Below are 22,988 nucleotides of genomic sequence, written 5' to 3' on the forward strand. Positions count from 1 at the left end.
CAGACATGGTACTCCTTAGTCAGCCTAAGGAGGGCGTTGTAATGCAAACTGGATTGACGGAATTGGTTTTCATCCTGGACAAGAGTGGTTCGATGAGTGGCTTGGAAACGGATACCATCGGAGGTTTCAACGCAATGTTGAAGAAACAGAAGGCTGTTGAGGGTGAGTGTTTCATCACCACCGTTCTGTTCGACAACGAGTATGTGTCGCTGCATAACCGCCTACCCATCAAGGCCGTAAGCCCCATTACCGAGAAGGAGTACTGCGTCGGCGGCAGTACGGCATTGCTGGATGCCATCGGCAGGACGGTGCATACGATTGAGAATGTGCAGAAGCATCTGGAATCGGAGTTTCAGGCAAAGCAGGTGCTGGTGGTCATCATCACCGATGGGCAGGAGAACTCGAGCAGGGAATACACCGCCGAGGCTGTAAAGGACTTGGTCAAAGCAAAGCAAGCCGAACACTGGGAGTTTATGTTCCTGGGTGCAAATATCGATGCCGTCGAGACTGCTTCCCATTTCGGCATCGATGCCGATCGTGCCCAAAGTTTTCATGCCGACAGCGAGGGCATCCAGGTCAACTTCAATACGGTATGTGAGACGGTGACCAGCGTGAGAGCCTGCAAGGCATTTCCCAAGAACTGGAACAAGGATATCAAGCAGAATTTTGAGAAACGAAAGAAATAGCAACCATGATTCCCATCCTTGTGGAGAAAGTGCAACAGACCAGGTATTCACCTGCCCTACAGCTTCCTCCTATCTGTCATGCGGTACACATCAACCTTCCCCTCATTGAATCAGCATATTCTGCCATGCTACAGTATGCTGATGTATGTATGAGGTCTACCATGTATAAAAAGATTCTGATCGCCTTTCTCTTCTCGACCCTGTTACTGTTTCCCGGCTGTAGGAAAGAAGAACAACAAACTTCTGCACAAGCTGCCCTTCCCAGTCTGACCGTAGGCATGATGAGCGCTGTTGATGCCGCGCCCTTTTATGTAGCCCTGGAGAAAGGGTATTTTCAGGAAGCAGGCGTTGCTGTCGACCTGATACTTTTCACCAACGGCCAGAATCGCCAGACTGCCTTGCAGACCGGCCAGGTCGATGGGGCCATGACCGACCTGGTTGCCCTCATCACCCAGACAGAGGGAGATTTCAAGCTCATAGGAACGCTTTCCACCGATGGGGATTTTCCCCTTCTGGCAAAACCCGGTTTACAGGAAAAGCAGGCAATTTCGGCTGGCACGATGGAAATAAGTGTCACCAACTACCTCGTCGACAAGTACCTTGGGCAAGACCATACCATCAACAAAGTCTATATCAATGAGATACCCGCCCGCCTTGAGGCTGTAGTCTCAGGCCAACTCGATACCGGCATATTTCCTGAGCCTTTTGCCTCCATCGGGCAGCTTCGTGGGTTGGATAAGCTCTTCTTTGCTGGCATTCCTTCGGAAAGCCTGAACATCATCGCTTTCACCGAGAAAGCCACGCAAACGAAGACTATAGCACTCAAGAGATTTCATATCGCCTATGCAAAGGCGGTTGAAGCCATCGGACAGGACGAGAATCTTGCACGTGACGCCCTGATGAAATATATTCCAAACCTTCCTGGAGAAATCTGCTTGACGATCAAGGTGCCGATATACCAATCCCCCAGGCTTCCCAGCACTCCTTTCATACAGGAGATTATGGACTGGACGAGTTCGGTAACCGGTATGAAGTATCAATTCTCACCTACCGCCATGATCGATTCCCGCTTCATCGAAGGCCTGTGATGCTCAGCATTCAGGATGCCTCTCTTAGCTATGGCACCAAGCTCGCATTCTCCCACTTCTCTTTGGAAGTACAGCAAGGCGATAGGGTGAGCATCATAGGTAAGAGCGGCTGTGGCAAAACCAGTCTGCTGTATGCCATTGCATCCCTGCTTCCACTGAGCACGGGGAGCATTGCTTCCCCGCTTGAGTGTTCACTCATGTTTCAGCAGGACCGTCTGCTTCCCTTCAAGCGAGCCCTCGACAATGTGTGCCTTGGGCTGCCCAAGGACATGAGAAAGCAGGCACAAGAGATGTTGGCTCTGGTAGGACTCTCGGATAAGGCGGAAAGCTATCCCAAACAACTCAGCGGCGGGGAAAGACAGCGGGTCGCCCTTGCACGCTGTCTCATTCGCAACCCCCGCCTTCTGTTGCTCGATGAACCCTTTGCCTCCTTGGATGAACAGACCAGGGAGCGGCTGCAGGATGAAGTGAAAGCCTATGTCCAAGCTCACCACATCACGTTGGTTCTGGTTACCCACAGCATCAGGGAGGCTGTGTTCATGGGAAATAGGATTGTAGTGATGACTCCTGGCGGAATTTCCTATGAGACAGAAAATCCTTATTACGCCCTTTCAGACCTACGCAGCAGAACCGAGGCCTTTGAGTTGGAGCGGACGTTGCGTTGTAAGCTTGGAGGGAATCTATGAAATACCTGCGAGGTTCATTGGTTGTTCTTATAGGGTGGTACCTGTTGGCCTTGCTGATGCACAGTCCGATCATACCCTACCCCCATGCAGTGTTTGTTTTTCTTCTTTCAACCATGCAAACTACAAAGACGTACCTGCATCTGCTTTTTTCGCTGTACAGGATTGCTATGGGGATGGCTCTTGCCCTCTTCTTCGCCATTCCCACCGGTATGGTCGCCGGCCGCAAGAAGCGCCTCGACCAGTTCATTTCGCCGGTACTGTACCTGCTCTATCCCCTTCCCAAGATTGCTTTTCTTCCGGTTTTCATGGTGCTTTTCGGTATCGGTGACCTCTCAAAAATCATCCTTATCGCAGTCATAGTATTCTTTCCTGCAGCCGTAACTATCCGCGACGGAGTGAAGGAAATCCCCATGCAGTACCTGGAGCTTGCCAAAGCGTACCGACTCACCCCAAGGCAGGTGATTACCGATATCGTGTGGCCGGCAATACTACCGAGAATATTCAGTTCCTTGCGCATTACCCTCGGCATTTCGCTGTCGGTGCTGTTCATCAGCGAAAACTATGCAGCCACCTATGGGCTGGGTTATTACATTATGAACAACTGGGTGATGGCCCACTATGTAGGCATGTACGCAGGAATTGTTCTGCTCAGTCTCCTGGGACTTGGGCTCTATATACTGCTCGATGCTTTGGAGAAGGTTGTGTATCCGAACGAGATGCGCTGAGCAAACTAAAAAGGAGGAACAAGCCAACGGCCTGTTCCTCCCAACGTTTATTTGGTTACTGGATATCGATGCGTATTACTTACTCTCGCGGGCGCTCTTCAATGCAGTTGCCCACCAGGAAAGCTGATCGAGCATGTTTGTTACCTGGGGTTCGAGATTGGGAAGGTCCTTTACCTGCTTCTGACCGTTCATGATCGGATAGAAGTCATTTCCCATAATCAGTACAGACTGCCTGACCGGTGCCATCTGCAGTTCAACACAGATGTCCCTAAGGTGCTGTACAGCACGTGCTCCACCGGCTGATCCATAGGAGAAGTAAGCTGCTGCCTTGCGATTCCACTCAGGATAGGCATAGTCCAGTGCATTTTTCAGGGCTGCTGTTATACTGTTATTATATTCAGCGGTAACGAAAATGAAGCCATCCAGACTTGCAACCTTTTTCTGCCATGCTTGGGCAATAGTGTTGGTTGAAGGGACATAAGCGTTTGAAGCTACTTCGTCGAAGAACGGCATGGGAAAGTCCCGAAGGTCGACGATCTCAAAAGAGAGGTCGGTTCTCTTCTTTGCGATTGACTCAACATACTCTGCCGCCTGCTGTCCTACTCTCGTTGCTCTGGTGCTGCTTATGATAATTCCAATTTTTGGTACGTTCATTTCAAATCTCCTTAACAATGTTTGATTGCTGTATATTTAGTAGCTTACAATATTATTTTGTAATCGTCAAGTAGATACCTAAGATTTAGTACTCCCCCAGCCTTTACGCCAGGCTGCCATGGCACTACAATGAAGCTACGTATTGAATGAGGAGTGAGAACATGGCAAAAGATCCTAAGGCATCGCTACAGATTGTAGCATCGAAAAAAGCTATGCAAATGCTTATCGCCCTGCTGTTTATTGCAATGGGAATCCTCGGGTTCTCTTCTGGCAGGGGACTAGGTAACCAGATTTCCCGGGAGCTTTCCAACATGTTTGGAGGTGACAATGAGCTGTTGCTCTATCTCATCTCCACACTCGAACTGCTGTGTGGGTTGTTTCTGGGCGCCCAATTGCTTATGCAAGGCATCCCTGACAAGTTCGTCAAACTTGCCCATATGGCAATCGTGATATTCTGGCTTGCCATGATTGTCATCCTCGATGTATTGACCATAGACTTCGGTAACATTAGCGGTTCTGAATGGTTCTCCTGGATTGAACAGGTGGTGCTGCATTTGATCGTACTCGCAGGCATTGTGCAGATTCAGAACTAGAACACGGCTTTCATTCAAGATTTGAATGTTTGCTCTCTGTCCCGAATAGTATCTAGGATCCGGGACAGTCTTACAAAGAGATGTTCTCTATTACACCTTGTTGAGAAATTCTTTGATACCGTTGAGATAGACTTCTTCACCATCTCGCATGGCCATGTGGCTGGCTTCGGTGCGAGCGAGCTAAGAGCCATTGGATATCTGCTCGCTCATACACCTCATGGAAAAAATCGTGGTACTTCCTCTGGAATTCCCCCAATGCCATCCTCAGTACAGGAAAACCTGAAGCAGAACCGAATGCGTTTTCACTTACTATATTGTTAAAGCATTCTGAGTAAAATCCAGTATATACCGTTTCAATTGTAGCCACAATTGCACAGAAAGATAGTTATAACCATCTTTCTGTGTTATATTACCTACAGAAGGAGGTAGTGTATGAAGTATTATCCAGAGTTAGTATCTCTCGGATGCTTCCGAATTACAGACTTGGAAACCATTACAGGCAGTGAAGCTGCCGCAAAGTCTCTTAGCCAAGCGTATAGAAAGAAAGGATATATCCAAAGTGTCCGGAAGAATCTCTATGTTGCAATCAGCCTAGAATCGAAACAACCAGTACCAAGTCGTTTTGAAATTGCCTCCCATATCAGCGATGATGCTGTTGTTTCGTACCACAGTGCTTTTGAATATTACGGCTATGCGAATCAAGTGTTCTATGAGGTTTATGTGACAAGTCAGAGTCGGTTTCGAGATTTTGAATTTGATAGCATCAATTATCGGCGAGTTGTCCCAAAAATTTACAGCCACATACAACACGAACCAAATGGAGTCCGTATCTCGTCCCTTGAACGAGCTGTGATAGAAAGCATAGATATGTTCGAGAGAATTGGGGGATTGGAAGAACTGTTACGATGCCTCTTGCTGATTCCTGCACTGGAGGAAACAGCTCTTCTTGCTTGCTTGGAGGAGTATGCTAACGGGTTCTTGTACCAAAAAACCGGATTGATTCTTTCTGCATTAGCAAACTCACTCCATATATCCAATTCGTTTTTCAAGGAGTGCAAAACACATCTCCCATCTGGTAAATCGTACCTGCATGAAAAATCGAACGGTTTTATATGGCATAAGAATTGGAACATGTACGCACCTGCAGATGTGTTGCAGCTTGTTAATAAAGGAGTGACTGATTACGATGCAATATAATCGCATGGTACTAGGCAGACAAGCTCGAGAACTGGGCTTTGTCAGAGATACCTTTGAAAAAATATGTCGGCTGGCAGATGTATTGAAATGGATCAATTCTGACTCATTATTATCTGAGTTATTAGCTCTCAAAGGAGGAACCGCACTCAATCTGATGATCCTCGAGCTTCCTCGGCTCTCTGTTGATATAGATTTGGATTTCACTGACAATATCTCCCGTGATGAAATGTTGCTGACCCGAAAAATCCTTGTAGAACGAATTGGAAAGTACATGAGTTCTGCCGGTTACCTGCTTGGGGCCAAGTCAAAAACGTATCATGCTCTGGATTCACTTGTGTTTGAATACCAAAATGCTGGTAGCATGAAGGATAATATTAAAATCGAGATCAACTACATGCTTCGTTGCCATATTCTTCCTCCTACAAAAAGAACTGCCCTATTGTCATGGAGAGAAGAAGAGCTAACTGCACTTAGCCTCGATCCAATAGAAATATATGCTTCAAAAATTGTGGCTATGATCAATCGTGCCGCACCAAGAGATCTGTTTGATGTAGCTATGATGATACAGCAGGGCCTTATCAATAAATCTCAAGAATCATTATTAAGAAAATGTGTGATGTTCTATAGCGCAGTTGGGTCTGAGAAGGTACCGGAACAATTCAATTTAGAGAATGCCAAATTAATAACTCAACAACGAATCAAGACTGATCTCGTACCAGTTCTACGTCATGGTACATGGTTTGATGTCAAAAAATCCTATGAAACGGTTGTTGCATATTTGCAGGAAATTCTTATACCGACAACTAATGAGCTGGCTTTTTGGTCATCCTTCTCTCGAAACCAATATAAGCCTGAGTTATTGTTTGATGATTCAACTATCGTAGAACGACTTATGTATCACCCTATGGCAATCTGGAAATGCAGGGATAAAGTAATCGGGAATATATAATTGTAATAAGCCATACTTCACATACTGGATTATCGCTATACACTGCGATGGCATCTCCTGTCAGATTTGGGCGGAAAGACCTCCCTAGTGGCATGTACTCCAATTGGTGATATGCAGGTAAGGAACCAGCAGATATCCTATGCCCCCCATCCAACAAGCCATGGTATACTACCGGGGTAGTTTCATCGTGCACTTTTGCATGGGAAAGCTGAAATAGCGAGGAGCATCGCATGACCATCACAAGAATCTATGCAGACCAAAGCGGTAATTCCCATTTCGAAGAACAGGAAGTTTTGGTTACCCCTTCAGGACCTTTGGGGTGGATGTCCTCTCCTCTTGCAGTACAGTGCATGATACTTCGGGAAAACCCTCCAGGATACGATTATCCTTGGCACACGGCACCCTGCAGGCAGTACATCGTCATGCTAGAAGGGTTGGTGGAGATTGAAGTGGGAGATGGCGAGAAACGGACGTTTGGACCAGGGTCCATTGTCTTGGTAGAGGACACAACGGGAGTCGGGCATGCTTCCAAAAGTCCTGACGGAAAAGGTAGACGGTCGCTGTTTCTCCCTCTCTGATACAGACGAACGGCCTCATCCTTTTCTTGATGAAGCCATTCGTTGCATGATTTCTTTTCTGGTTGTTCCTTTCTTAATCCTTTTCTTTGGAATCAGTCCATTGCAGACTCACCCTTAGCCCTCGGACTTGGTTATATCCTTCGGCCTGAGGATTGCATTGAGAATAATACCGAAAATGGCAGCGAGTCCAAGACCCGAAAGTTGTATTGCGCCCAACTTGAAGGCAGCTCCACCGAGTCCCAACACCAACATGGCAGCACTGATGATCAACAGCTTCGGATTGGAAAGGTTCACCTTGGCGTCAACCATATTCTTGATACCGATCGAACTGATCATACCAAACAGCAAAATGGAAATACCACCGATTACAGGAGCGGGAATGGTACCGATCAACGCGGTGAACTTGGGAATCAAGGAGAGGAAAATCGCAAACACTGCAGCAATTCTCATAATAATGGGATTGGAAACCCCCGTAAGGGCTATAGCACCAGTATTTTCAGAGTATGTCGTGTTTGCAGGACCGCCGATCAAACCGGCCAAACTGGTCGCAAGACCATCACCAAGCAACGTTCTCTTGATGCCGGGATCCTTGATGAAATCCTGGCCGACTACATTGCCGATAGCAAGGATGTCACCAAAATGTTCCACCATCGTAACAATGGCGATGGGGACCATGACGGTTATGGCACTTACTGAGAATTTGGGCAGTGTAAAATGAGGGATACCCACCCAGGCGGCTTCCTTGACTGCGGAGAAATCGATGATCCCAATGATGATGGAAACAAAATAGCCAAACACCAAGGCAAGCAGAACGGGAAGATTGGAAGCAAACTTCCATCCAAATTTTGGGAAGCCAATCTTGACGAACACCCCAGCTCCGAACGTCAGCAAGGCAACAAGCCAGCAACCATTCTGCCCAATTGCTTCGGCGATGCCCGGGGAGTTCGTCCCATTGGCATTCTGGATGGCAACAGGGGCTAGAATCAGCCCAATCATAATGATCATGGGTCCTGTGACATGGGGAGGAAGAATCTTATGCAGGTTCTCATATTTTACATATCTGAAAATAATTGAAACTACAATATAGAGCCCGCCGGAAACGACTATACCACCCAATGCATACGGCAACCCTTGAGAAGCCCCGATGGCAACAATGCCGGGTATATAGGCAAAAGAACTTCCCAAAAACACAGGAACCTTGAATTTGGTTATCACATGGAACAACAAAGTTCCGATACCTGCGGCAAACAACGTCACCCCGATATCCAACCCTGTAAGAATCGGGACCAATACCGTTGCCCCGAACATGACAAAGGTATGTTGGAGTCCAAATACAATGTTCTTTCCTGTCAAATCTTTCTTAGTCACGATAGTCTCCTCATAAAAAAGCCTACAGTCCTATCCGGATCTCACGCGCAGAGACATAAGCCCGGACATTTGATTCAAATACATCGTTTCAATCAATTCCATGCTTGCTTGCATCCTCCTTTTTGTATACCAAGTCGCTGCGACATGAACCGATCGGAGACTTGGTAATCCAATTGTCGATTGGCGTTTTATCCCCCATAGCTCTCCAGACATCCTCACTTCGAATAGGCATATGAACCAGGTCGGCCCCTACTGCCTCAAAAAGAGCATTTCCCAACGCCGGTGCAACGCTGATCATAGGGTGTTCAGCCACCCCGCGGGCTCCATAAGGCCCGTCGATTTGAGAATTCTCCACTGCAATCGTCTCAATCTCAAACGGCAAATCCTTGGAAGTCGGAATCTTATTATCGGTAAACGAAGGATTGAGCAGATGCCCTTGTGTATCGAATATATAGCCTTCACACATGGCTGTTCCCAAACCCTGAAGCATCCCACCGACAATCTGGCCCCGAAGCAACTGAGGATTGACTACCTTTCCTACATCAAAAGCCGAGGCAATCTTTCGTATGTTGTATTCCCCAGTCCTGGGGTTCACCTCACAGATGATTCCATGGGCACCAAAGGTCCAATCCAGGGCAGGTTTACCCTGGCCTGTCTCCTTATCGAGATTGGAAAGTCCCTGGGCTATGTAACTACCCACCCCGATCAAGGGCCCGCCGATGGCTTTCCCATCCGGATACGCGTACCCGATGGCTATCTGAGGCCATTCAATGCGGTTCTCACTGTCATGCTTTACATAGACACCCTCTCCGTCATGGGCAAGGTCATCCACACTAGCCTTCAGGACATGGGAGGCCACGGCATACCCTTTTCTCAACAGATCCTCACAAGCCAGGATACAGGCGTTCCCCGACATGATCAGACCTTTGGAAGCTACCGTCTGCCAGTCATAGGGATCGCTGTCAGTATCCTTCTCGATTTTGACGAAGACCTTCTTGTACTCGAAACCCAGGCGCTCGGCAACAATCTGTGCCAATGCAGCTGAGGACCCTTGACCGATATCGGTCAACCCTACATTGACAGAAACCGTCCCATCGCTGTTCATTTTCACCACGCTGGCAGTAGCGGTATTGGAAGGCATGGCTGGAGCTTTCTGCAACATCGCCACCCCCTTGCCAATCCTCCAACCGGTATCCTTCTGTCTTTGTCGCTCTTCCTTGGAAAGCTTCCCATATCCGATTGAGGCAGCAACAGCATCCAAGCAGGCTACCACATCTCCTGAATGCTTGGTGATTTTCTCCCCGGTCAAGGTAATGGAGCCTTCCTTCAGGGCATTGAGCTTTCTGAAAGCAACCCGATCCATCCCCACCGTTTTTGCGACCAAATCCATATGGCGTTCGATACCCCAGTGAAACTCCACGTGCCCAAATCCACGGTAGGCAGTCCCATAGGGTTTGTTCGTATACAACGTATACGCATCGACCCATGCATTGGGAATCTCGTACGGCCCCGAAGCCGAGTACCCCGAAGCCCTGGTGACATTCACCGCATAATCAGCATACGCACCGGCATCCCAATACATCTCCATTTTCTGGGCAAGGATTTTTCCTTCCTTGGTAACTCCTGTTTTTATGTGATACGTCAGGGCACTGCGACAAGGCAATAAGGAAAATTCTTCCTCCCTCGTAGCTTGGAATTTCACCGGCCTTCCGCCGGCCTTCTTCGAAAGGCATGCCGTCAAGGGCTCGATATGAATACCGGCCTTCCCGCCGAATCCACCTCCGACATACGGGATGACCACCCGTACGTTGCACAGGGGAAGACTGAACGTATTGCAGAACAGATTGCGGACGGTAAACGGCGACTGGGCACTGGTATAGATGGTGACCTTGTCCCCGGAACCCCAGGTAACAATGGCCACATGGGTTTCCATGGGAACATGCTGTACACTTGGATTGTCGTACTCGCGTTCCACAATATAATCACTTTCTGCGAATCCTTGTTCCACATCGCCTTTGCGGAGTTTCGTCCAGTTCGCAATGTTGGTATTCGGAATCGGAGTGAAGACCGCCTTGATGTATTGGTAGCTGCCCAAATCGGGATGTACCAGAGGAGCATCCTCTTTGCGCGCATCCATATGACTGAGTACGGGAGGCAGGACCTCATAGACAACCTCTATCAAATCGACTGCCTTGCGGGCTATTTGCAGCGTCTCGGCTGCCACTGCAGCTACCGCCTCCCCATAATGGCGCACTTCTCCTTTTGCAAGAATATACTTGTCCACGATGTAGAGCCCCAGCCGATAATCGAGCTCGGCTCCCGTCAATACAGCCCTTACTCCCGGCAAGGCTTCGGCTTTTGACGTATCGATGCTCAATATCCTTGCCCGTGCATGCGGGCTCTTCTTAACCTGCGCATACAGCATCCCGGGAAGGACCATGTCGCTGACATAGCCGGCCTCACCTGTCAGCTTGACCCTTGCATCGGGGCGAATCTCACTTTTTCCTACACTTTTCAGAACAGAACGATCGAGGGTTTCATACATACCGCAACTCCTCCTTTTCCTGCACCTGACCGGTGACATCCAAAATAGCCTCGATAATCTGCTCATAGCCGGTACATCGGCAGAAATTACCTTCCAGACCTTCCTGAATCTCCTCTTTCGTAGGATGGGGATTGTTATGGATCAACTGTCGTGCAGACATGATCATCCCCGCAGTACAGAAACCGCATTGGACCGCCCCATGGGCTTCAAACGCTGCCTGCAACGCGGAAAGCATTCCCTCTTGAGCTTCCCCCTCTATTGTTTGGACAACACCACCATCGGCTTCCACAGCAAGGACCATGCATGAATTTACCGTCTTTCCATTAAGGAATACCGTACAGGCGCCGCACTCACCGGCACCACACCCTTCCTTGGTTCCTGTCAGCCCCAGGTCTTCCCGTAAGAACCTCAGCAGGGTACGGTTTTCCTTCACCTCACGTTCATAGACTACTGTATTCACCGTGACTCGTATCAGCATGATGTCACCTCCCTCAGCAAATACTTGGTGTACTCCAAAACCATGAACCTGCGATATTCCTGTGAACACCGGACATCGCTGATGGGACTGATGATGGAATCGACTTCCTTGAGCAACGCTTCAACGGAAAGAGTACCATCCAAAGGCTTGGTAACTACAGGAGTTGGAGCTGCTGAGCTCACCGCAATTCTTAGTTTCCCCTGTACTTGGGCTACTGCAACCCCTACGATCCCCAGGTCATGGCCCTGTATTCTCTTCAACTTCCGATAGACGCCATTTGCAGATGCACTGCTTGCAGGAACATGTACGGCAGTGACCAGTTCGTCTTTTTCCAGTACGGTCTTTTTCACCCCGGTAAAGAACTCGCCGATTGCCACTTCGCGTTTCCCCCTCACCGAGGCAATGGTGATCGTCGCATCCAGGCACAGCAATGCGGGAGCCATATCGGAACACGGAGAAGCATTCACGATATTCCCAACCACGGTCGCCCGATTGCGAATCTGATAGGAAGCCAAGTCCTTGGCACATGCACACAGAAGAGGATGGTACTGCTGCACTACTTTGTTTGAGAGAATCTCATTGATGGTAACAGCAGGTCCTATCGTAAGGGCGTGATCCTCCCCCAAAACCAGTTTTTGATACTCGGGTATCTTTTTCAGGTCGAGTACCAAATCGGGTTTGTATACACCTCCCCGGATACCAACCAATAGGTCTGTCCCACCGGCGAGCAACTTTGCCTTTCGGGATGTATCAGACAACAATTCCAACAGAGTAGATTCCGAGGTAGGTCCTTTGTACGAGAATTCAACAATCATACGTCCCCCTTCCCAAAAATTTCCGGCATAAGGCCATGAAGGCAGTACAACAGGCCGGAAGCTGCATCAAACCCGGAACTATGGCCCAATCCTGAAAGTACCTGTAACGCTCCAGCAAACTGCACTTCATCGACTTGGGCTTGAGAAAACACCTTGGCAAACGCAACCAATGCCTGAGCAAACAAATTGTCGCAGGCAAGGAGCAGCATGTGTTTTGAGATGTCAGTTGTATAGTGGAATGAATCATGGAGCATTCGACGAATACTCGTAGTGAATACCTGTACGAAATGAGTAAACGAGCTATCGTCGGCCGATTGAGAGAGCATAAAAAGGGCGAGAAGAAAACCACAAAGAAAATCATCACCCACCGGGGTGGAACCGGGACCAAGCCCCAAGAGGGCCTGCATTCCCCGTTCAGCTACGAGAAGATTTTTTGTTTGGACACCTACGAGAAGAACCTTTGCATGAGGGGAAAAATATCCCATAAAACCATCGCTGACATCGAGATGCTGAAATAATGCATCATACACCAACAACGTACCTTTTCCGTGTTGGGCCTTGGAAAGCTCATTTCCCTGTCGAGTAATGCTCTTTACTTTCAGGGAGCTGACACAAGGTGCTGCCTCGTTGTATGGATGCACCCTCATGGCTCCTACAAAGGAAACCCAAAGTCCACAGTCGAAACTTATGCGTTCCTCCTGCAGCATAACCTTCTGTCCGGCGCTAAGGCAAAGCTGGGAAAATTCTGTACAGGTCGATTTGGGATGCATGACAGCGGTACAGGGATGCAGTTGCGAAGGTCGCATCACCAGAGCGTACAGGCTACCATCTTTATCCTTAAGATTCAGCGAGGTGTTGAATACAGAGTGCACCGAAAGCACCCTTGGAGAAGAAGGGAAGCGTGAGCCCATTACCTCAATGGTCCCCAAGGGACCTTCAGGCCATATGGTGCGCATGAAACAACGCCTCCTTGATGGCGGTATCGACCTTCTCTTTTCCCCAAAGGATGTTCCGCCGCACGATCGCCTTTGCTGATTCTACATCCCTTTGCTGAAGTGCAGACAACAGATCAAGATGGTCCTGGCAGGTTATCCGCATCCTGTCAGGATCGGTTATGTCCGATAGTCTGACGAAGTGAATCCTCTTGGCAATATCGTCCAACATCTGGGCCATCACCAAATTCCCCGCAGCACTGCAGAGCGTTCTGTGAAAAATCTCATCCTCGTCGGCACACAAGGCAAGTACCTCAGGCAACGTTTCTATCAACGTATTCCAACGTTCCTGCAAATCCTTAAGCACGTGGATATCCATACCTTTTTCACAAAGAGTCTGGACTACCGCGAGTTCCAGGACCAGTCGGGTGTCATACAGTTCGTTCACTTCCCTGAGGTCGATCAGCCTTACCATATACCCCTTATGAGCTTCCTTGGAAACCAAACGGGCTGATACTAGACTGTTGAGCGCTTCTCTCACGGGAGAGCGGCTAACCTCAAACTCGGCACAGAGCTCTTCTTCCGTCAACCGATATCCCGGGGTGTAAGCCCAGGTTATGATTCGCTTTGAAAGCGTGTTGTAGATATCAGTGCTGCGTGCCGGATTGCCCATCGAGATCCTCCTGGGATGCTACTGCTTGAAAACGAATACCTTCACGGGGTTGCCCGGTCGTTCATCCGACTCCACCACGGTTGAAACCAACTTCATTCCTGTTTTGGGTTCATCCACTTCCAGTTGCCCGGATGCACGGAGTCCATTTTCGAATTCAACGATCCCGAATAGCATGTTCTTTTTTGTATAGCCTTCGGGAAGATTCCACAGCCGTGTCCAAGAAAGCAAGGTGCACGGTCCCTCCAAGTCGAATTTCTCCCATCCCCTGTCAGTTACAGGATCGCGGCGGCAGTTGCAGGTTTTGCACACCATGGGTGCTGGGTAATACAGCGTCCCGCACGATTCACATCGGTAGGCGGAAATCTTCGGTTCCTTAAGCTCGTACATGCTGAAATCAATCATGGTTGCACCCTTACTCCTTCGCGCAGATCAGCGCAACGACATTATTGCCGAATCCACCGAAATTGACCGACATTCCATAGCGTGGATTGCTTACCTGCCTTCCTTTCTCAGCTTCCCCGCGCAACTGCCTTACCAGTTCCACCGCCTGCGATACTCCGGTCGCCCCTACCGGATGGCCTTTGGATTTCAACCCCCCGGACGTATTGATCGGCAATCTCCCATCGATGTTGGTCTGTCCCTCACGTACCGCCAAGAAACTCTTACCCCGCTCAAAGAACCCAACCTCTTCACTGATGGCAAGTTCAAGAATGGAGAAAGCATCGTGAAGCTCCGCAAAGGAGATGTCCTTTGGTGTAAGCTTTGCCATTGCATAGGCTTTCTCAGCTGCAATCCTCACTGCATCGAGCAGTAAAGGATCTTTTCTGTTATGCACGCAATGCGTATCGGTGGCACTGGCGATGCCTGCGATCCTGATCGGCTTCTTGGGGAAAAGCTTAGCCTTCGGACTATCCATGTTTACCAACAGCAAGGCTGCGGCCCCATCGCTTACCGGACAGGTGGAATACATGCGAAGCGGCTCAGCCACGTACGTATTCACTACCGACGCTTCAGGACCATCACTGATTGCTTCTATGGAACAAGGAGCTTGGATGTGGGCGTACTTGTTCTTTGCTCCATTGGCATGGTTTTTCACTGCCAACAAGGCAAGATCACGTTCGGTCAGTCCATAACGTTCCATATACATGCGGGTGAACATGCCCCCGAAGGCAGGAAGAGTGAGTCCCATGTTGTATTCGGCTTCGGTCTGCAGCATCGTCGCTACATACTCGGTTCCAACCCAACCCGAGACCTTGCGCATGATTTCGCCTCCAACAACCAGAACGATGTCGGCCATGCCGGAGGCAATCGCCATGTACCCGATCTTGATGGCACTGGCTCCCGAGGCGGGCCCATTCTCCACCAGCTCTGCAGGGACCGGTTCCATATCCATGCGACTTACCAAGGCTGAAGCCACGGCACTTTGGTGACAGAAGAGACCGCTTGCCATATTGCCTACGATCACCTGGTCCACTTCTTTCCTTCTTGATAGGAAATGTGCATCCTCCAGGGCATCAGTTGCAGCATACGCCAATACATCCGAAAGATCATACTCGGATGAATTGCCGAATCGTGTGTGCCCGATTCCTACTATTCCTACATTTGCCATGGCTTACCTCTTGAATCCCGGGATCTGGGGATATTCACTGGGCATAATCAGCTTTTCGGATGATTTGAGATCCTCAGGTGAAACCGGCCGGCTGCCGGTACACTTGCTTGGCCGTACGGCTTCCCAAAGCGGTCGAGTCAACACATAGGTGGGAACTCCGCCTAATTCATGCCTGACTTCGGGGAATTGGGCTGATCGGTCTTCAAGCTGGTATTCGATCATCCATCGCTTGAAACCGTTGGGACTCTCGGCAACGATGTACACTTCATCTTCACCCAAAATGTCGATGTGATGTTCCATTTTTGCAGCAAACAGCTGAGCCCCTACCCGAAGGCCTCGCTTGATCGTCAATGTATGCAGGCTCATACCCAATTGCGGAGTAACGGCACGGCTGGTGACGATGCCGGCGATGACTCCGCCGATGGTACCGACCAGGACGAACTCATTGGCCACCCGATAGCGATACCAGCCAAGGATTTCCGAATACATGCGCACAGCTACGATGTCGTAGAAGTCCTTTGGGACACCGATCAGGGGATACAAGGTTCCCAGCAAAGCTCCCACTTCTTCCCGTTTAGCTTCCCGAACCACCATTTTCTCCCCTGATGCCAAAGTTATTACCTTGGGGGGATAGGCCTTGAGCGTCAGCTCAGGAGGTCTCAATGTCTTTTCCATAGCATCCAATGCCATATCGTAGACTCCTTTTTTTTTACCTATGTTTTCTTGCTTCTTCATGCAACCAAGCGTTCTTGCTTCCTGCAACATCCCCAAAACGGGTAAGTACAGCCTTTGCCTTCTTTGCCATCAGCCTTTCATAGCGATCGTCATCGACATGGGCTACAATTCGGGCGATGGAGGACTCCCCATCCACGAACCGCCAAGGATAGCATCCGATGACCGCCCGTTGGTTCAACAGCAAATCGAGGTCTCCCCCGACACACTCTGCATGGATGATTCCATGGTTGAACATTTCAATGTGCATCAACTGGTACTTGTCCTCGGAAAAGAACTCATCCAAAGGTTTGCCGTACTTTTCCTTGAAATGTGCATCGCACTGCTTGGCTTCCTTGGGCATCCAGTCCCGGATTTTGGTGTTCATGGGATGGTCGGCGCTGCCGCAGTCGACTCCTATCCACCGCAGTTTCTTTTTCTTGGCCCATTCTGCAAACTCCCGATCGGGTCCCGGGTGCTTGATCATGTATCTGATCTCGTCCCCGGTAGGCTGGTCCCACCCATAGTGGTGATACCCGGTATGGATGAGCAGGATATCACCCTCTTTCACCTCGACGCGTTCCTCGACCATTTTCGAGGTGTAGACATCGTAGTCGCCGCACACATCGGAAAGGTCGACAATGGCGCCTTCATGTACCAGAAAGTCCATATCCAGCTGTGCAATATCCTTGCCGGGCGTATAGAAGTGAATTTCTCCATCAAGGTGAGTTCCCACGTGGTTGGAGTGGGTTACCACCTGCCCGTTAGCTCCGTTGGGGGCAAGCCGCTTGAAATATTGGACCTGTAGCGGTATATACGTTGGCCAAGGCGGGGTTCCGACGCCCAAGGGAATCGTCAGATCAATTACTTTCATTGCTTTCTCCTTTCACGCTATGATCAACCGGCGCATATTCGTCGGCAAAAGCCAAGAGAGCATCCTGAAAACACTGCATCGGAGGTTTCACCAAACCTGCCCCAACCATTCCGATACCCGGTTCCTTATGCGCGATTCCGGTATTGATGACGGGCAATATTCCCTTCTCCACCACGCTCCGTACATCGATGCCGGTGGGAGTCCCTCTGAAATCCAGAATGGGAATCCTATACTCTCTGTTTTCAGCCATGGTGATGGTGTACATCCGTTTGGTGTACATGATTGCATCAGAGGGAGAGCCACCGACGAACTTGACGATGGAAGGAGAGGCTGCCATGGCAAAGCCGCCGATACCCGATGTCTCGGTTATGACCGAGTCTCCGATATCCAATGCGGCATCCTCGGCTTTATACCCGGGCAGATATAACCCTTCCACCGCCGTTGCCCCGGCTTTAAACCAACGGTCTGCAAGGCCTGAAAGCTGTATACCGAAATCCGTACCGTTGCGGGCCATCGCCGTTATGAGCGTACTTCCCTGAATATTTCTTGCACTGTCCATCGTGCACTTTGCAGACGGCATGGAAAGATTGAGGAAGAAGTGGTCATTCTTGTGCATGAATGTCAGCACATCGGAGATGTCCTTCTTCGGTTCGTCAAGCAATACAAGATACGGGGCCAATTCACGAATGACCAGAGAGGTTCCCGCCCTGTTGCGGTTGTGGCATTCATCGCCCATCTGCAAGGCTTGCACCATCAAGGAACGCATGTCTATCGGTCCATGGAGCTGCAGGGCTTTGTTCAGAATCGGTGCCAGTACTGTTTCCATCCAAGAGAGGCGGGTCAACACTTCCTCATTGTATGCGCCGTAACGGAGCACCTTTCCCAGTCCTTCATTGAGTGTTGCATACGCCTTGTTTTTGTAGGTGTCGTTCTCTACGATCCACACCGGCATACGACTGCTGATAATGCCGGCCATAGGACCGACCGCATTATGGTGATGGCAGGGCTCAAATTCTATGCTGCCCGAGGCTGCAAGCTTTTGGGCTTCCTTCTCATCCTTTGCCATCCCTTCATACAACAGAGCGCCGATGACCGCCCCCCGCATGGGACCACACATACGGGCCCAGGTAACCGGGGGACCGGCATGCAATAGAAGATTCTCCCGCATGCCAGGGATGACGTCCTTTGCCTTGGCGATGCCAAGCAGCATCGGTTTGCTGGTTAGGACCCTTTCCACGGCTTGCTTGTTGGCTTGCTCGATATCGATGCCCTTGATGTCCTCTATGCGACGTAGTGCATCTATCAAAGCGACATCACCACCGGCAGGGGGTTTCCAATCCAAATGGTGAACATCGCCCCCACATACCTTGAGATTCGTAGAGAATGATTCCAAACCGAGGTTTACGGCATGTACTCCCTCTGTAAAGAGCGAGAGAATCGGGGCAACCTGCAGCATAGGTGACAACGTAGCACTCTTGAGTTTGGGTTGCACCGATGCAGCTGTTTGTTTTACTTGTTTTCCGACGCCCTGTTGCTTCAGTAAAATCCTCTGGGCCAGTTTGACAGCCTGGAAGTTCGACGGCATGACGACAACCCCTGCCTGCTCAAGTTTTTGCACCTGGCTTGCAAGACCTTGGGGATCGTGCTGTGTTCCGGTTACCGAAGCGACGATACTCAGATACCCTCCCCGTTTGAGAGCAGCCTGTTTGGCTGCAAGCAACGTGGGAACCATCGCTCCCGCCGGGTCGTCGCAACTTCCGTAGCCGAGTACGCAGTCGAGTACCATGACAGCGATGGTTGCGTCATGCATTTCCTTGCGAATTCGATCGGTACGGGTGGTGGGGTCGATCATGGGATGCGGCCGCCCTACGGTAAAGACGTCATCACCCAGATCGATGATGGTATTCCCGCTAGAGATGTGCGGGTCTGAGGGGACCAAAGCTGGGTTGGTATGGTTGTTGGAATAGACCTTTTCCTTGAGGCCGGCAAGGGATATCCAAGCCTCGTCACAGAGTGTCCCCCCTGTGTAATATCCACGGATACAGGTTTGCTCACTCAATCTATGCGCTGTTTCCCGTAAGACCAAGGCGTCGATGGTTTCATGGTCCAGGTCAAACGGCCAATCATCAGAGTGTTCACGCTTGGGGATGGCTTTACCGCTGAGCGAGGCTGCAATGCGTGCGGTTTCTTCCAGATTGGAAGCCCAGTGAATCAAGGGATGACCGGGAAACTGATTTGCATCGGCTCCGATGAAGTGCACGACTGAGTTCTTGTTTGTCTGCACCAAGGCATTGAGTACGGTGGTAACCACTTCCGGTGCGGGGGGTTTTGATACCACCACGATAAGCTCGGTGTTTGGATCGTTGCCCAGGGCTGTGATGCCCATGAGCATCATCCGCCCTCCTACGGCTTTGTTCTTCAGGTCTCTTCCCCCGGTACCGATGGCCTGGCTGATGCCGCAGCCCATTCGAGTAAGGAGGCATGTCACTTCCTGTAAGCCTGTACCTGATGCGGCAACCACCCCGATCGAGCCACTGGGGACTACATTCGCGAAGCACAGGGGTTTTCCCCCGAGTATGGCCGTCCCACAGTCGGGACCCATGACCAGCAAGCCTTTTTCCTGGGCACGGCTCTTGAGCGCAATTTCATCTTCCAAGGTAACGTTGTCGGAGAATATCATGACATTCAGGCCAAGGTCCAACGCCTTTTTTGCTTCATGCGCTGCATAGGCACCTGGTACGGATATTATGGCGAGGTTTGTTTCTTCTTGGGCTTGTACTGCATCTTCAATGCTGCAAAAAACTTCCTGCGAAGTCCCTGCTTTCCCACTCCCGCCTTTGCCTGCCAACAGCGTGTCGGTGAATGTAAGTATGGTGGGTATGTCTTTTTCATGATGACAATTGAGGGCTATGAGCAGGTCGGAAGGGGTAGCTTTTTCGAGCTGTGCGGGAGAGAACCCTTGGGCGATGAGCAATTGCACATTCATGGCAGTGCCCATGGCAACAGTTGCCGATTCGACTTCTTCTCTTGTTTCCAGATCCCTGCTGAGTAGCATTAAGACAACAGAATCGACATACATGTCTTTCTTGACAACGACCTGTTTCATGAAGGCACTCTCTTTCCACACCACTGGAAAAGTACCCGACTTCCATTTTATACAAGATTGTATACAAGTCAATAAAAATTTTAATACATTTTACGACTTCGTACTTTTCAAGAGAATCCCTGACTTTACAAGGCTAAAGTAATTCAGAGTAAAGACAACAGATTGTACTACTCCAACAGCATTGAAGGATTGGATTTCAATTTTACTAAACTATATAAGGAGACTTGACCAGATTTCATTACATAACGATGCAAGGAATACCTGCATGAATTTGAATGCTTGCTTTGGATTCATTATGTAAAGTCCCCATTGGTATTACCATGCATAGCCTCGAGAATTTACGAATGCATCAAGCAAAAGTTTCAATCCCATAAACGTGCGATTTTACTGAAGAGCTGTTTTGACTATTCGAAAGAACACTGTAAGGGTATAAACCTCACATCAACAGCCGGGTTTATCCATGAAAAAATAGCAAACCTCCTGTTTAGTATCTTGTATTAAGCGGGAGGTCTGCGAAAACTTCAAAGGTATCAGCGTTGGCTCAACATAAAATGTCATTCATACAGGATTTCAATCATGCCTTGGCACCGTAACCGGAACCTGCTTCACCCCGGGGTCAGAGGCATGGTATTCCTTTTCAAACCAGAATCCCTTGGGATGGATTTTTGTCCTGTAGCGACTGTATAGGGCGGAAATTGGGTCGGTAGCACGCAGCATACTTAGGCCACTGATCCAGGGGACAGCGAAGCACATGCTTCTCAGAGTGATGAGGTAACAGGAGCGCTTCTATTCTAAATTTACTTTATTTGAACCAGATACGTAAAATTTTCATTAACCACATCAACAAACTTTCCTGCTTCATTTTTATAACTGACAGTGAGGGTCCAAGTGGATACCATACCTTTTTGAGCATAAACAGCTTGATTACTGTGTATATAATAAATCCAACCACCCCGTATAATATTTGAAGCTGTTGGTGGTAGTCTCCCACTTGGTTTATACCATATACCAACTTCATCAGCATCTACTGGAATTTCTCCCGAATTCGAGGACCAAACATCGGGATAAATCCAGACATAATACACCGAAATATTCGTTGGAAGATCGATGGAAACATTGAAAGTGAAGCCATCTTTCATATCTTCAGGGATTGGATTTGCTGATACTATGGTGACGGCCTTATCTGCGGATTGATAAATATACGAGTTGTTTTCATTCTCACATCCACCAAGAAGCATATCCATTAATGCAACCAGTAAAAGAACATATAATACTTTTTTGTTCATAAACCCTCCAGATGTAACGATACGGATTAAAACCATATAAAATTTCAAAGCGTTTTGCTTTGCTAGGTTTCACACATATACAATGTTCTGGGTGGTACACTCTGCAAGTAAATTAGCGAGATGGTTTCGGTCGAGTTATGGTTAGCAACGGATTTTTTTTACTGTAATTCAACAATAAAAAATATTCCATATCAAGGACAGCATAGGTCCAACAATTGTAATTGTAAAGATTTAGCATCTGATCATAGTCATCAATAGTTACCTTATTTGGCCTTGTATTGATGTTACATCGGGGATGCTCTCTATGATTCAAGATTTTAAGTGAAGGGTTCAACCTTGGAAATACAGATTTACTTCAGAGAAGAACAAGCAGGAATATTGTGCTTGGGAATCTTCATTACGACAATAATTCGCGGGAAGCGAGAACGCTTCATTATTGAAGTAAGGGTAATACTCACGCTCTTTTACCTAGTACATCGTATGCATATTCGATTGCTTTGATGTCGAGAACTTTGGTTTTGGTGCAACGGAATACTGACTCCTTGAAAACTGCAAGATTCCTTCCCTCTTCACTCATGGTACTGGTGTATTCTATTCCATCGAACCCAAGACTCTTGATGAAATCGCTGATGTATTGTGTAGGCAGATAATCCAAGGAGCTATCGTGCCGACGAAGCGGTTTTGCAATCTCAGCTCTCATTTTCCGTAGCACCTCAAGATTGACTGCATACTGTACATAGTCAATTCCAAATAAAGAATTAGCTATAAATGGGCTGATTACATCAATTTCAGCGAGATTGATGACTTCGATTTGCTTGAGCAATGCAAAAGCTCCGATGGAGACGTAGTCAAACATACCCGCACGAATCTCGTGCAGTGTCGTCTTCTCGGAATTTGATACATAGAGAACCTGAACACCTTCAGGATTCGCCCGGCCTGCAGTTGCACGCTCGAATGGGGGAGCGCCCATTTCCTTTGTCTTGTACCCGGCTATACTCGTGCAAATTCTTGCCCGGTAAAAAACCTGCCTAGGCTCATATGTTTTTCTCACACAATGTATGAACAGTTTCAATATGTCTTTGTTCACATACTTGGTATGAAATCTATTGTTTCGCTTGATGTCCTCAACAAAAGTCTGCCAACTATAAGTCTTAAGAATGGCATTCTTCTCCAAATATGTGGGATTACAATATTCTGCAATTCCAACTGGTGATTCAAAAAGCTTGGGTTGGGCGACATATTTGTCGTGGCATAGGGCAAGTATGAGTTTTTGGATACATTCTGCGTCCACGGCAAAGATGCCCCAATCTTGAAACAGGCAATCACGTAATAGAGCTTTTCGTTCATCTGGATACCCAGGGGGCAATTCATCAACCACCGAATAGATGTCAAGAAATCCTTCAAACAGTTCTGTTAGGATTGTGTTGGCGGAAAT

At 48.8% G+C, this 22,988-nt stretch carries 22 protein-coding genes; 8 read left to right on the top strand and 14 right to left on the bottom strand.

The genetic code is table 11. The features are described 5' to 3' along the window. Nucleotides 1-41 precede the first annotated feature (41 nt). The 4 genes from SPIBUDDY_RS13080 to SPIBUDDY_RS13095 all read left to right on the top strand — a co-directional run bounded on the left by SPIBUDDY_RS13080 (nt 42) and on the right by SPIBUDDY_RS13095 (nt 3,185). On the top strand, nt 42-686 hold the full coding sequence (locus tag SPIBUDDY_RS13080; protein ID WP_013608243.1) for a vWA domain-containing protein: 645 nt from the start codon (nt 42-44) through the stop codon (nt 684-686). A 161-nt stretch (nt 687-847) separates the two neighbouring features. After that, nucleotides 848-1,774 (top strand): ABC transporter substrate-binding protein, encoded by a 927-nt coding sequence (locus SPIBUDDY_RS13085; protein WP_013608244.1) that lies wholly within the window; start codon nt 848-850, stop codon nt 1,772-1,774. After that, a complete protein-coding gene (locus SPIBUDDY_RS13090; RefSeq protein ID WP_013608245.1) occupies nt 1,774-2,460 on the top strand; it encodes an ABC transporter ATP-binding protein in 687 nt (228 codons plus the stop codon). The genes SPIBUDDY_RS13085 and SPIBUDDY_RS13090 overlap by 1 nt, the downstream gene beginning before the upstream one ends. Further along, entirely contained in the window at nt 2,457-3,185 is a 729-nt protein-coding gene (locus tag SPIBUDDY_RS13095) for an ABC transporter permease (protein ID WP_013608246.1), read from the top strand. The genes SPIBUDDY_RS13090 and SPIBUDDY_RS13095 overlap by 4 nt, the downstream gene beginning before the upstream one ends. A gap of 75 nt (nt 3,186-3,260) precedes the next feature. Here SPIBUDDY_RS13095 and SPIBUDDY_RS13100 read toward each other — a convergent pair whose 3' ends face one another. Continuing rightward, complete coding sequence (locus SPIBUDDY_RS13100) at nt 3,261-3,839, bottom strand: NADPH-dependent FMN reductase (protein ID WP_013608247.1); 579 nt, start codon at nt 3,837-3,839, stop codon at nt 3,261-3,263. A 161-nt stretch (nt 3,840-4,000) separates the two neighbouring features. Between SPIBUDDY_RS13100 and SPIBUDDY_RS13105 the strand changes: the two genes are divergently transcribed. The 4 genes from SPIBUDDY_RS13105 (at nt 4,001) to SPIBUDDY_RS13120 (ending at nt 7,156) form a co-directional block, all read left to right on the top strand. Beyond that, the gene (locus tag SPIBUDDY_RS13105) at nt 4,001-4,432 is read left to right on the top strand and encodes a hypothetical protein (protein WP_013608248.1); all 432 of its coding nucleotides are present in this window, start codon (nt 4,001-4,003) and stop codon (nt 4,430-4,432) included. A 432-nt stretch (nt 4,433-4,864) separates the two neighbouring features. Continuing rightward, nucleotides 4,865-5,629 (top strand): type IV toxin-antitoxin system AbiEi family antitoxin domain-containing protein, encoded by a 765-nt coding sequence (locus tag SPIBUDDY_RS13110; RefSeq protein WP_013608249.1) that lies wholly within the window; start codon nt 4,865-4,867, stop codon nt 5,627-5,629. Continuing rightward, nucleotides 5,619-6,578 carry a nucleotidyl transferase AbiEii/AbiGii toxin family protein gene (locus SPIBUDDY_RS13115; protein WP_013608250.1) on the top strand — a complete coding sequence of 320 codons (960 nt, stop codon included), beginning with the start codon at nt 5,619-5,621 and terminating at the stop codon, nt 6,576-6,578. The genes SPIBUDDY_RS13110 and SPIBUDDY_RS13115 overlap by 11 nt, the downstream gene beginning before the upstream one ends. Nucleotides 6,579-6,808: 230 nt before the next feature. Further along, a complete protein-coding gene (locus SPIBUDDY_RS13120) occupies nt 6,809-7,156 on the top strand; it encodes a cupin domain-containing protein (RefSeq protein ID WP_013608251.1) in 348 nt (115 codons plus the stop codon). Between the two features lie 114 nt (nt 7,157-7,270). Here the strand turns inward: SPIBUDDY_RS13120 and SPIBUDDY_RS13125 are convergent, their stop codons facing one another. From SPIBUDDY_RS13125 to SPIBUDDY_RS16335, 13 genes are all read right to left on the bottom strand, one after another. Then, the gene (locus tag SPIBUDDY_RS13125; RefSeq protein WP_013608252.1) at nt 7,271-8,524 is read right to left on the bottom strand and encodes a uracil-xanthine permease family protein; all 1,254 of its coding nucleotides are present in this window, start codon (nt 8,522-8,524) and stop codon (nt 7,271-7,273) included. An 88-nt stretch (nt 8,525-8,612) separates the two neighbouring features. After that, nucleotides 8,613-11,069: a xanthine dehydrogenase family protein molybdopterin-binding subunit gene (locus SPIBUDDY_RS13130; protein ID WP_013608253.1), complete on the bottom strand. Its 2,457-nt coding sequence runs from the start codon at nt 11,067-11,069 to the stop codon at nt 8,613-8,615. Next, entirely contained in the window at nt 11,062-11,547 is a 486-nt protein-coding gene (locus SPIBUDDY_RS13135; protein WP_013608254.1) for a (2Fe-2S)-binding protein, read from the bottom strand. Before SPIBUDDY_RS13135 ends, SPIBUDDY_RS13130 begins: the two co-directional genes overlap by 8 nt. Beyond that, on the bottom strand, nt 11,541-12,362 hold the full coding sequence (locus SPIBUDDY_RS13140; protein WP_013608255.1) for an FAD binding domain-containing protein: 822 nt from the start codon (nt 12,360-12,362) through the stop codon (nt 11,541-11,543). Before SPIBUDDY_RS13140 ends, SPIBUDDY_RS13135 begins: the two co-directional genes overlap by 7 nt. After that, a complete protein-coding gene (locus tag SPIBUDDY_RS13145; protein WP_013608256.1) occupies nt 12,359-13,318 on the bottom strand; it encodes an oxamate carbamoyltransferase subunit AllH family protein in 960 nt (319 codons plus the stop codon). The genes SPIBUDDY_RS13140 and SPIBUDDY_RS13145 overlap by 4 nt, the downstream gene beginning before the upstream one ends. Further along, the gene (locus SPIBUDDY_RS13150; protein WP_013608257.1) at nt 13,299-13,967 is read right to left on the bottom strand and encodes a GntR family transcriptional regulator; all 669 of its coding nucleotides are present in this window, start codon (nt 13,965-13,967) and stop codon (nt 13,299-13,301) included. The genes SPIBUDDY_RS13145 and SPIBUDDY_RS13150 overlap by 20 nt, the downstream gene beginning before the upstream one ends. Before the next feature lie 18 nt (nt 13,968-13,985). Continuing rightward, nucleotides 13,986-14,369: a Zn-ribbon domain-containing OB-fold protein gene (locus tag SPIBUDDY_RS13155; RefSeq protein WP_013608258.1), complete on the bottom strand. Its 384-nt coding sequence runs from the start codon at nt 14,367-14,369 to the stop codon at nt 13,986-13,988. A gap of 10 nt (nt 14,370-14,379) precedes the next feature. Further along, the gene (locus tag SPIBUDDY_RS13160; protein ID WP_013608259.1) at nt 14,380-15,576 is read right to left on the bottom strand and encodes a thiolase C-terminal domain-containing protein; all 1,197 of its coding nucleotides are present in this window, start codon (nt 15,574-15,576) and stop codon (nt 14,380-14,382) included. A 3-nt stretch (nt 15,577-15,579) separates the two neighbouring features. Then, entirely contained in the window at nt 15,580-16,311 is a 732-nt protein-coding gene (locus SPIBUDDY_RS13165) for a hypothetical protein (RefSeq protein ID WP_245523780.1), read from the bottom strand. Then, nucleotides 16,286-17,161 carry a cyclase family protein gene (locus tag SPIBUDDY_RS13170; RefSeq protein ID WP_013608261.1) on the bottom strand — a complete coding sequence of 292 codons (876 nt, stop codon included), beginning with the start codon at nt 17,159-17,161 and terminating at the stop codon, nt 16,286-16,288. The genes SPIBUDDY_RS13165 and SPIBUDDY_RS13170 overlap by 26 nt, the downstream gene beginning before the upstream one ends. Next, the gene (locus SPIBUDDY_RS13175; RefSeq protein WP_013608262.1) at nt 17,148-20,267 is read right to left on the bottom strand and encodes a bifunctional FdrA/YlbE family protein; all 3,120 of its coding nucleotides are present in this window, start codon (nt 20,265-20,267) and stop codon (nt 17,148-17,150) included. Before SPIBUDDY_RS13175 ends, SPIBUDDY_RS13170 begins: the two co-directional genes overlap by 14 nt. A 797-nt stretch (nt 20,268-21,064) precedes the next feature. After that, on the bottom strand, nt 21,065-21,553 hold the full coding sequence (locus SPIBUDDY_RS13180) for a hypothetical protein (protein WP_013608263.1): 489 nt from the start codon (nt 21,551-21,553) through the stop codon (nt 21,065-21,067). A gap of 454 nt (nt 21,554-22,007) precedes the next feature. Further along, nucleotides 22,008-22,604 (bottom strand): RES family NAD+ phosphorylase, encoded by a 597-nt coding sequence (locus SPIBUDDY_RS16335; RefSeq protein ID WP_215904713.1) that lies wholly within the window; start codon nt 22,602-22,604, stop codon nt 22,008-22,010. Between the last annotated feature and the right edge of the window lie 384 nt (nt 22,605-22,988).

The sequence above is a fragment of the Sphaerochaeta globosa str. Buddy genome, assembly GCF_000190435.1.
Lineage (GTDB): Bacteria > Spirochaetota > Spirochaetia > Sphaerochaetales > Sphaerochaetaceae > Sphaerochaeta > Sphaerochaeta globosa.

Coding starts and splice junctions, on each gene's coding strand:
- SPIBUDDY_RS13080 (WP_013608243.1), top strand. CDS start 42: ATGCAAACTGGATTGACGGAATTGGTTTTCATCCTGGACAAGAGTGGT.
- SPIBUDDY_RS13085 (WP_013608244.1), top strand. CDS start 848: ATGTATAAAAAGATTCTGATCGCCTTTCTCTTCTCGACCCTGTTACTG.
- SPIBUDDY_RS13090 (WP_013608245.1), top strand. CDS start 1,774: ATGCTCAGCATTCAGGATGCCTCTCTTAGCTATGGCACCAAGCTCGCA.
- SPIBUDDY_RS13095 (WP_013608246.1), top strand. CDS start 2,457: ATGAAATACCTGCGAGGTTCATTGGTTGTTCTTATAGGGTGGTACCTG.
- SPIBUDDY_RS13100 (WP_013608247.1), bottom strand. CDS start 3,839: ATGAACGTACCAAAAATTGGAATTATCATAAGCAGCACCAGAGCAACG.
- SPIBUDDY_RS13105 (WP_013608248.1), top strand. CDS start 4,001: ATGGCAAAAGATCCTAAGGCATCGCTACAGATTGTAGCATCGAAAAAA.
- SPIBUDDY_RS13110 (WP_013608249.1), top strand. CDS start 4,865: ATGAAGTATTATCCAGAGTTAGTATCTCTCGGATGCTTCCGAATTACA.
- SPIBUDDY_RS13115 (WP_013608250.1), top strand. CDS start 5,619: ATGCAATATAATCGCATGGTACTAGGCAGACAAGCTCGAGAACTGGGC.
- SPIBUDDY_RS13120 (WP_013608251.1), top strand. CDS start 6,809: ATGACCATCACAAGAATCTATGCAGACCAAAGCGGTAATTCCCATTTC.
- SPIBUDDY_RS13130 (WP_013608253.1), bottom strand. CDS start 11,069: ATGTATGAAACCCTCGATCGTTCTGTTCTGAAAAGTGTAGGAAAAAGT.
- SPIBUDDY_RS13135 (WP_013608254.1), bottom strand. CDS start 11,547: ATGCTGATACGAGTCACGGTGAATACAGTAGTCTATGAACGTGAGGTG.
- SPIBUDDY_RS13140 (WP_013608255.1), bottom strand. CDS start 12,362: ATGATTGTTGAATTCTCGTACAAAGGACCTACCTCGGAATCTACTCTG.
- SPIBUDDY_RS13145 (WP_013608256.1), bottom strand. CDS start 13,318: ATGCGCACCATATGGCCTGAAGGTCCCTTGGGGACCATTGAGGTAATG.
- SPIBUDDY_RS13150 (WP_013608257.1), bottom strand. CDS start 13,967: ATGGGCAATCCGGCACGCAGCACTGATATCTACAACACGCTTTCAAAG.
- SPIBUDDY_RS13155 (WP_013608258.1), bottom strand. CDS start 14,369: ATGATTGATTTCAGCATGTACGAGCTTAAGGAACCGAAGATTTCCGCC.
- SPIBUDDY_RS13160 (WP_013608259.1), bottom strand. CDS start 15,576: ATGGCAAATGTAGGAATAGTAGGAATCGGGCACACACGATTCGGCAAT.
- SPIBUDDY_RS13165 (WP_245523780.1), bottom strand. CDS start 16,311: ATGAAGAAGCAAGAAAACATAGGTAAAAAAAAAGGAGTCTACGATATG.
- SPIBUDDY_RS13170 (WP_013608261.1), bottom strand. CDS start 17,161: ATGAAAGTAATTGATCTGACGATTCCCTTGGGCGTCGGAACCCCGCCT.
- SPIBUDDY_RS13175 (WP_013608262.1), bottom strand. CDS start 20,267: ATGAAACAGGTCGTTGTCAAGAAAGACATGTATGTCGATTCTGTTGTC.
- SPIBUDDY_RS13180 (WP_013608263.1), bottom strand. CDS start 21,553: ATGAACAAAAAAGTATTATATGTTCTTTTACTGGTTGCATTAATGGAT.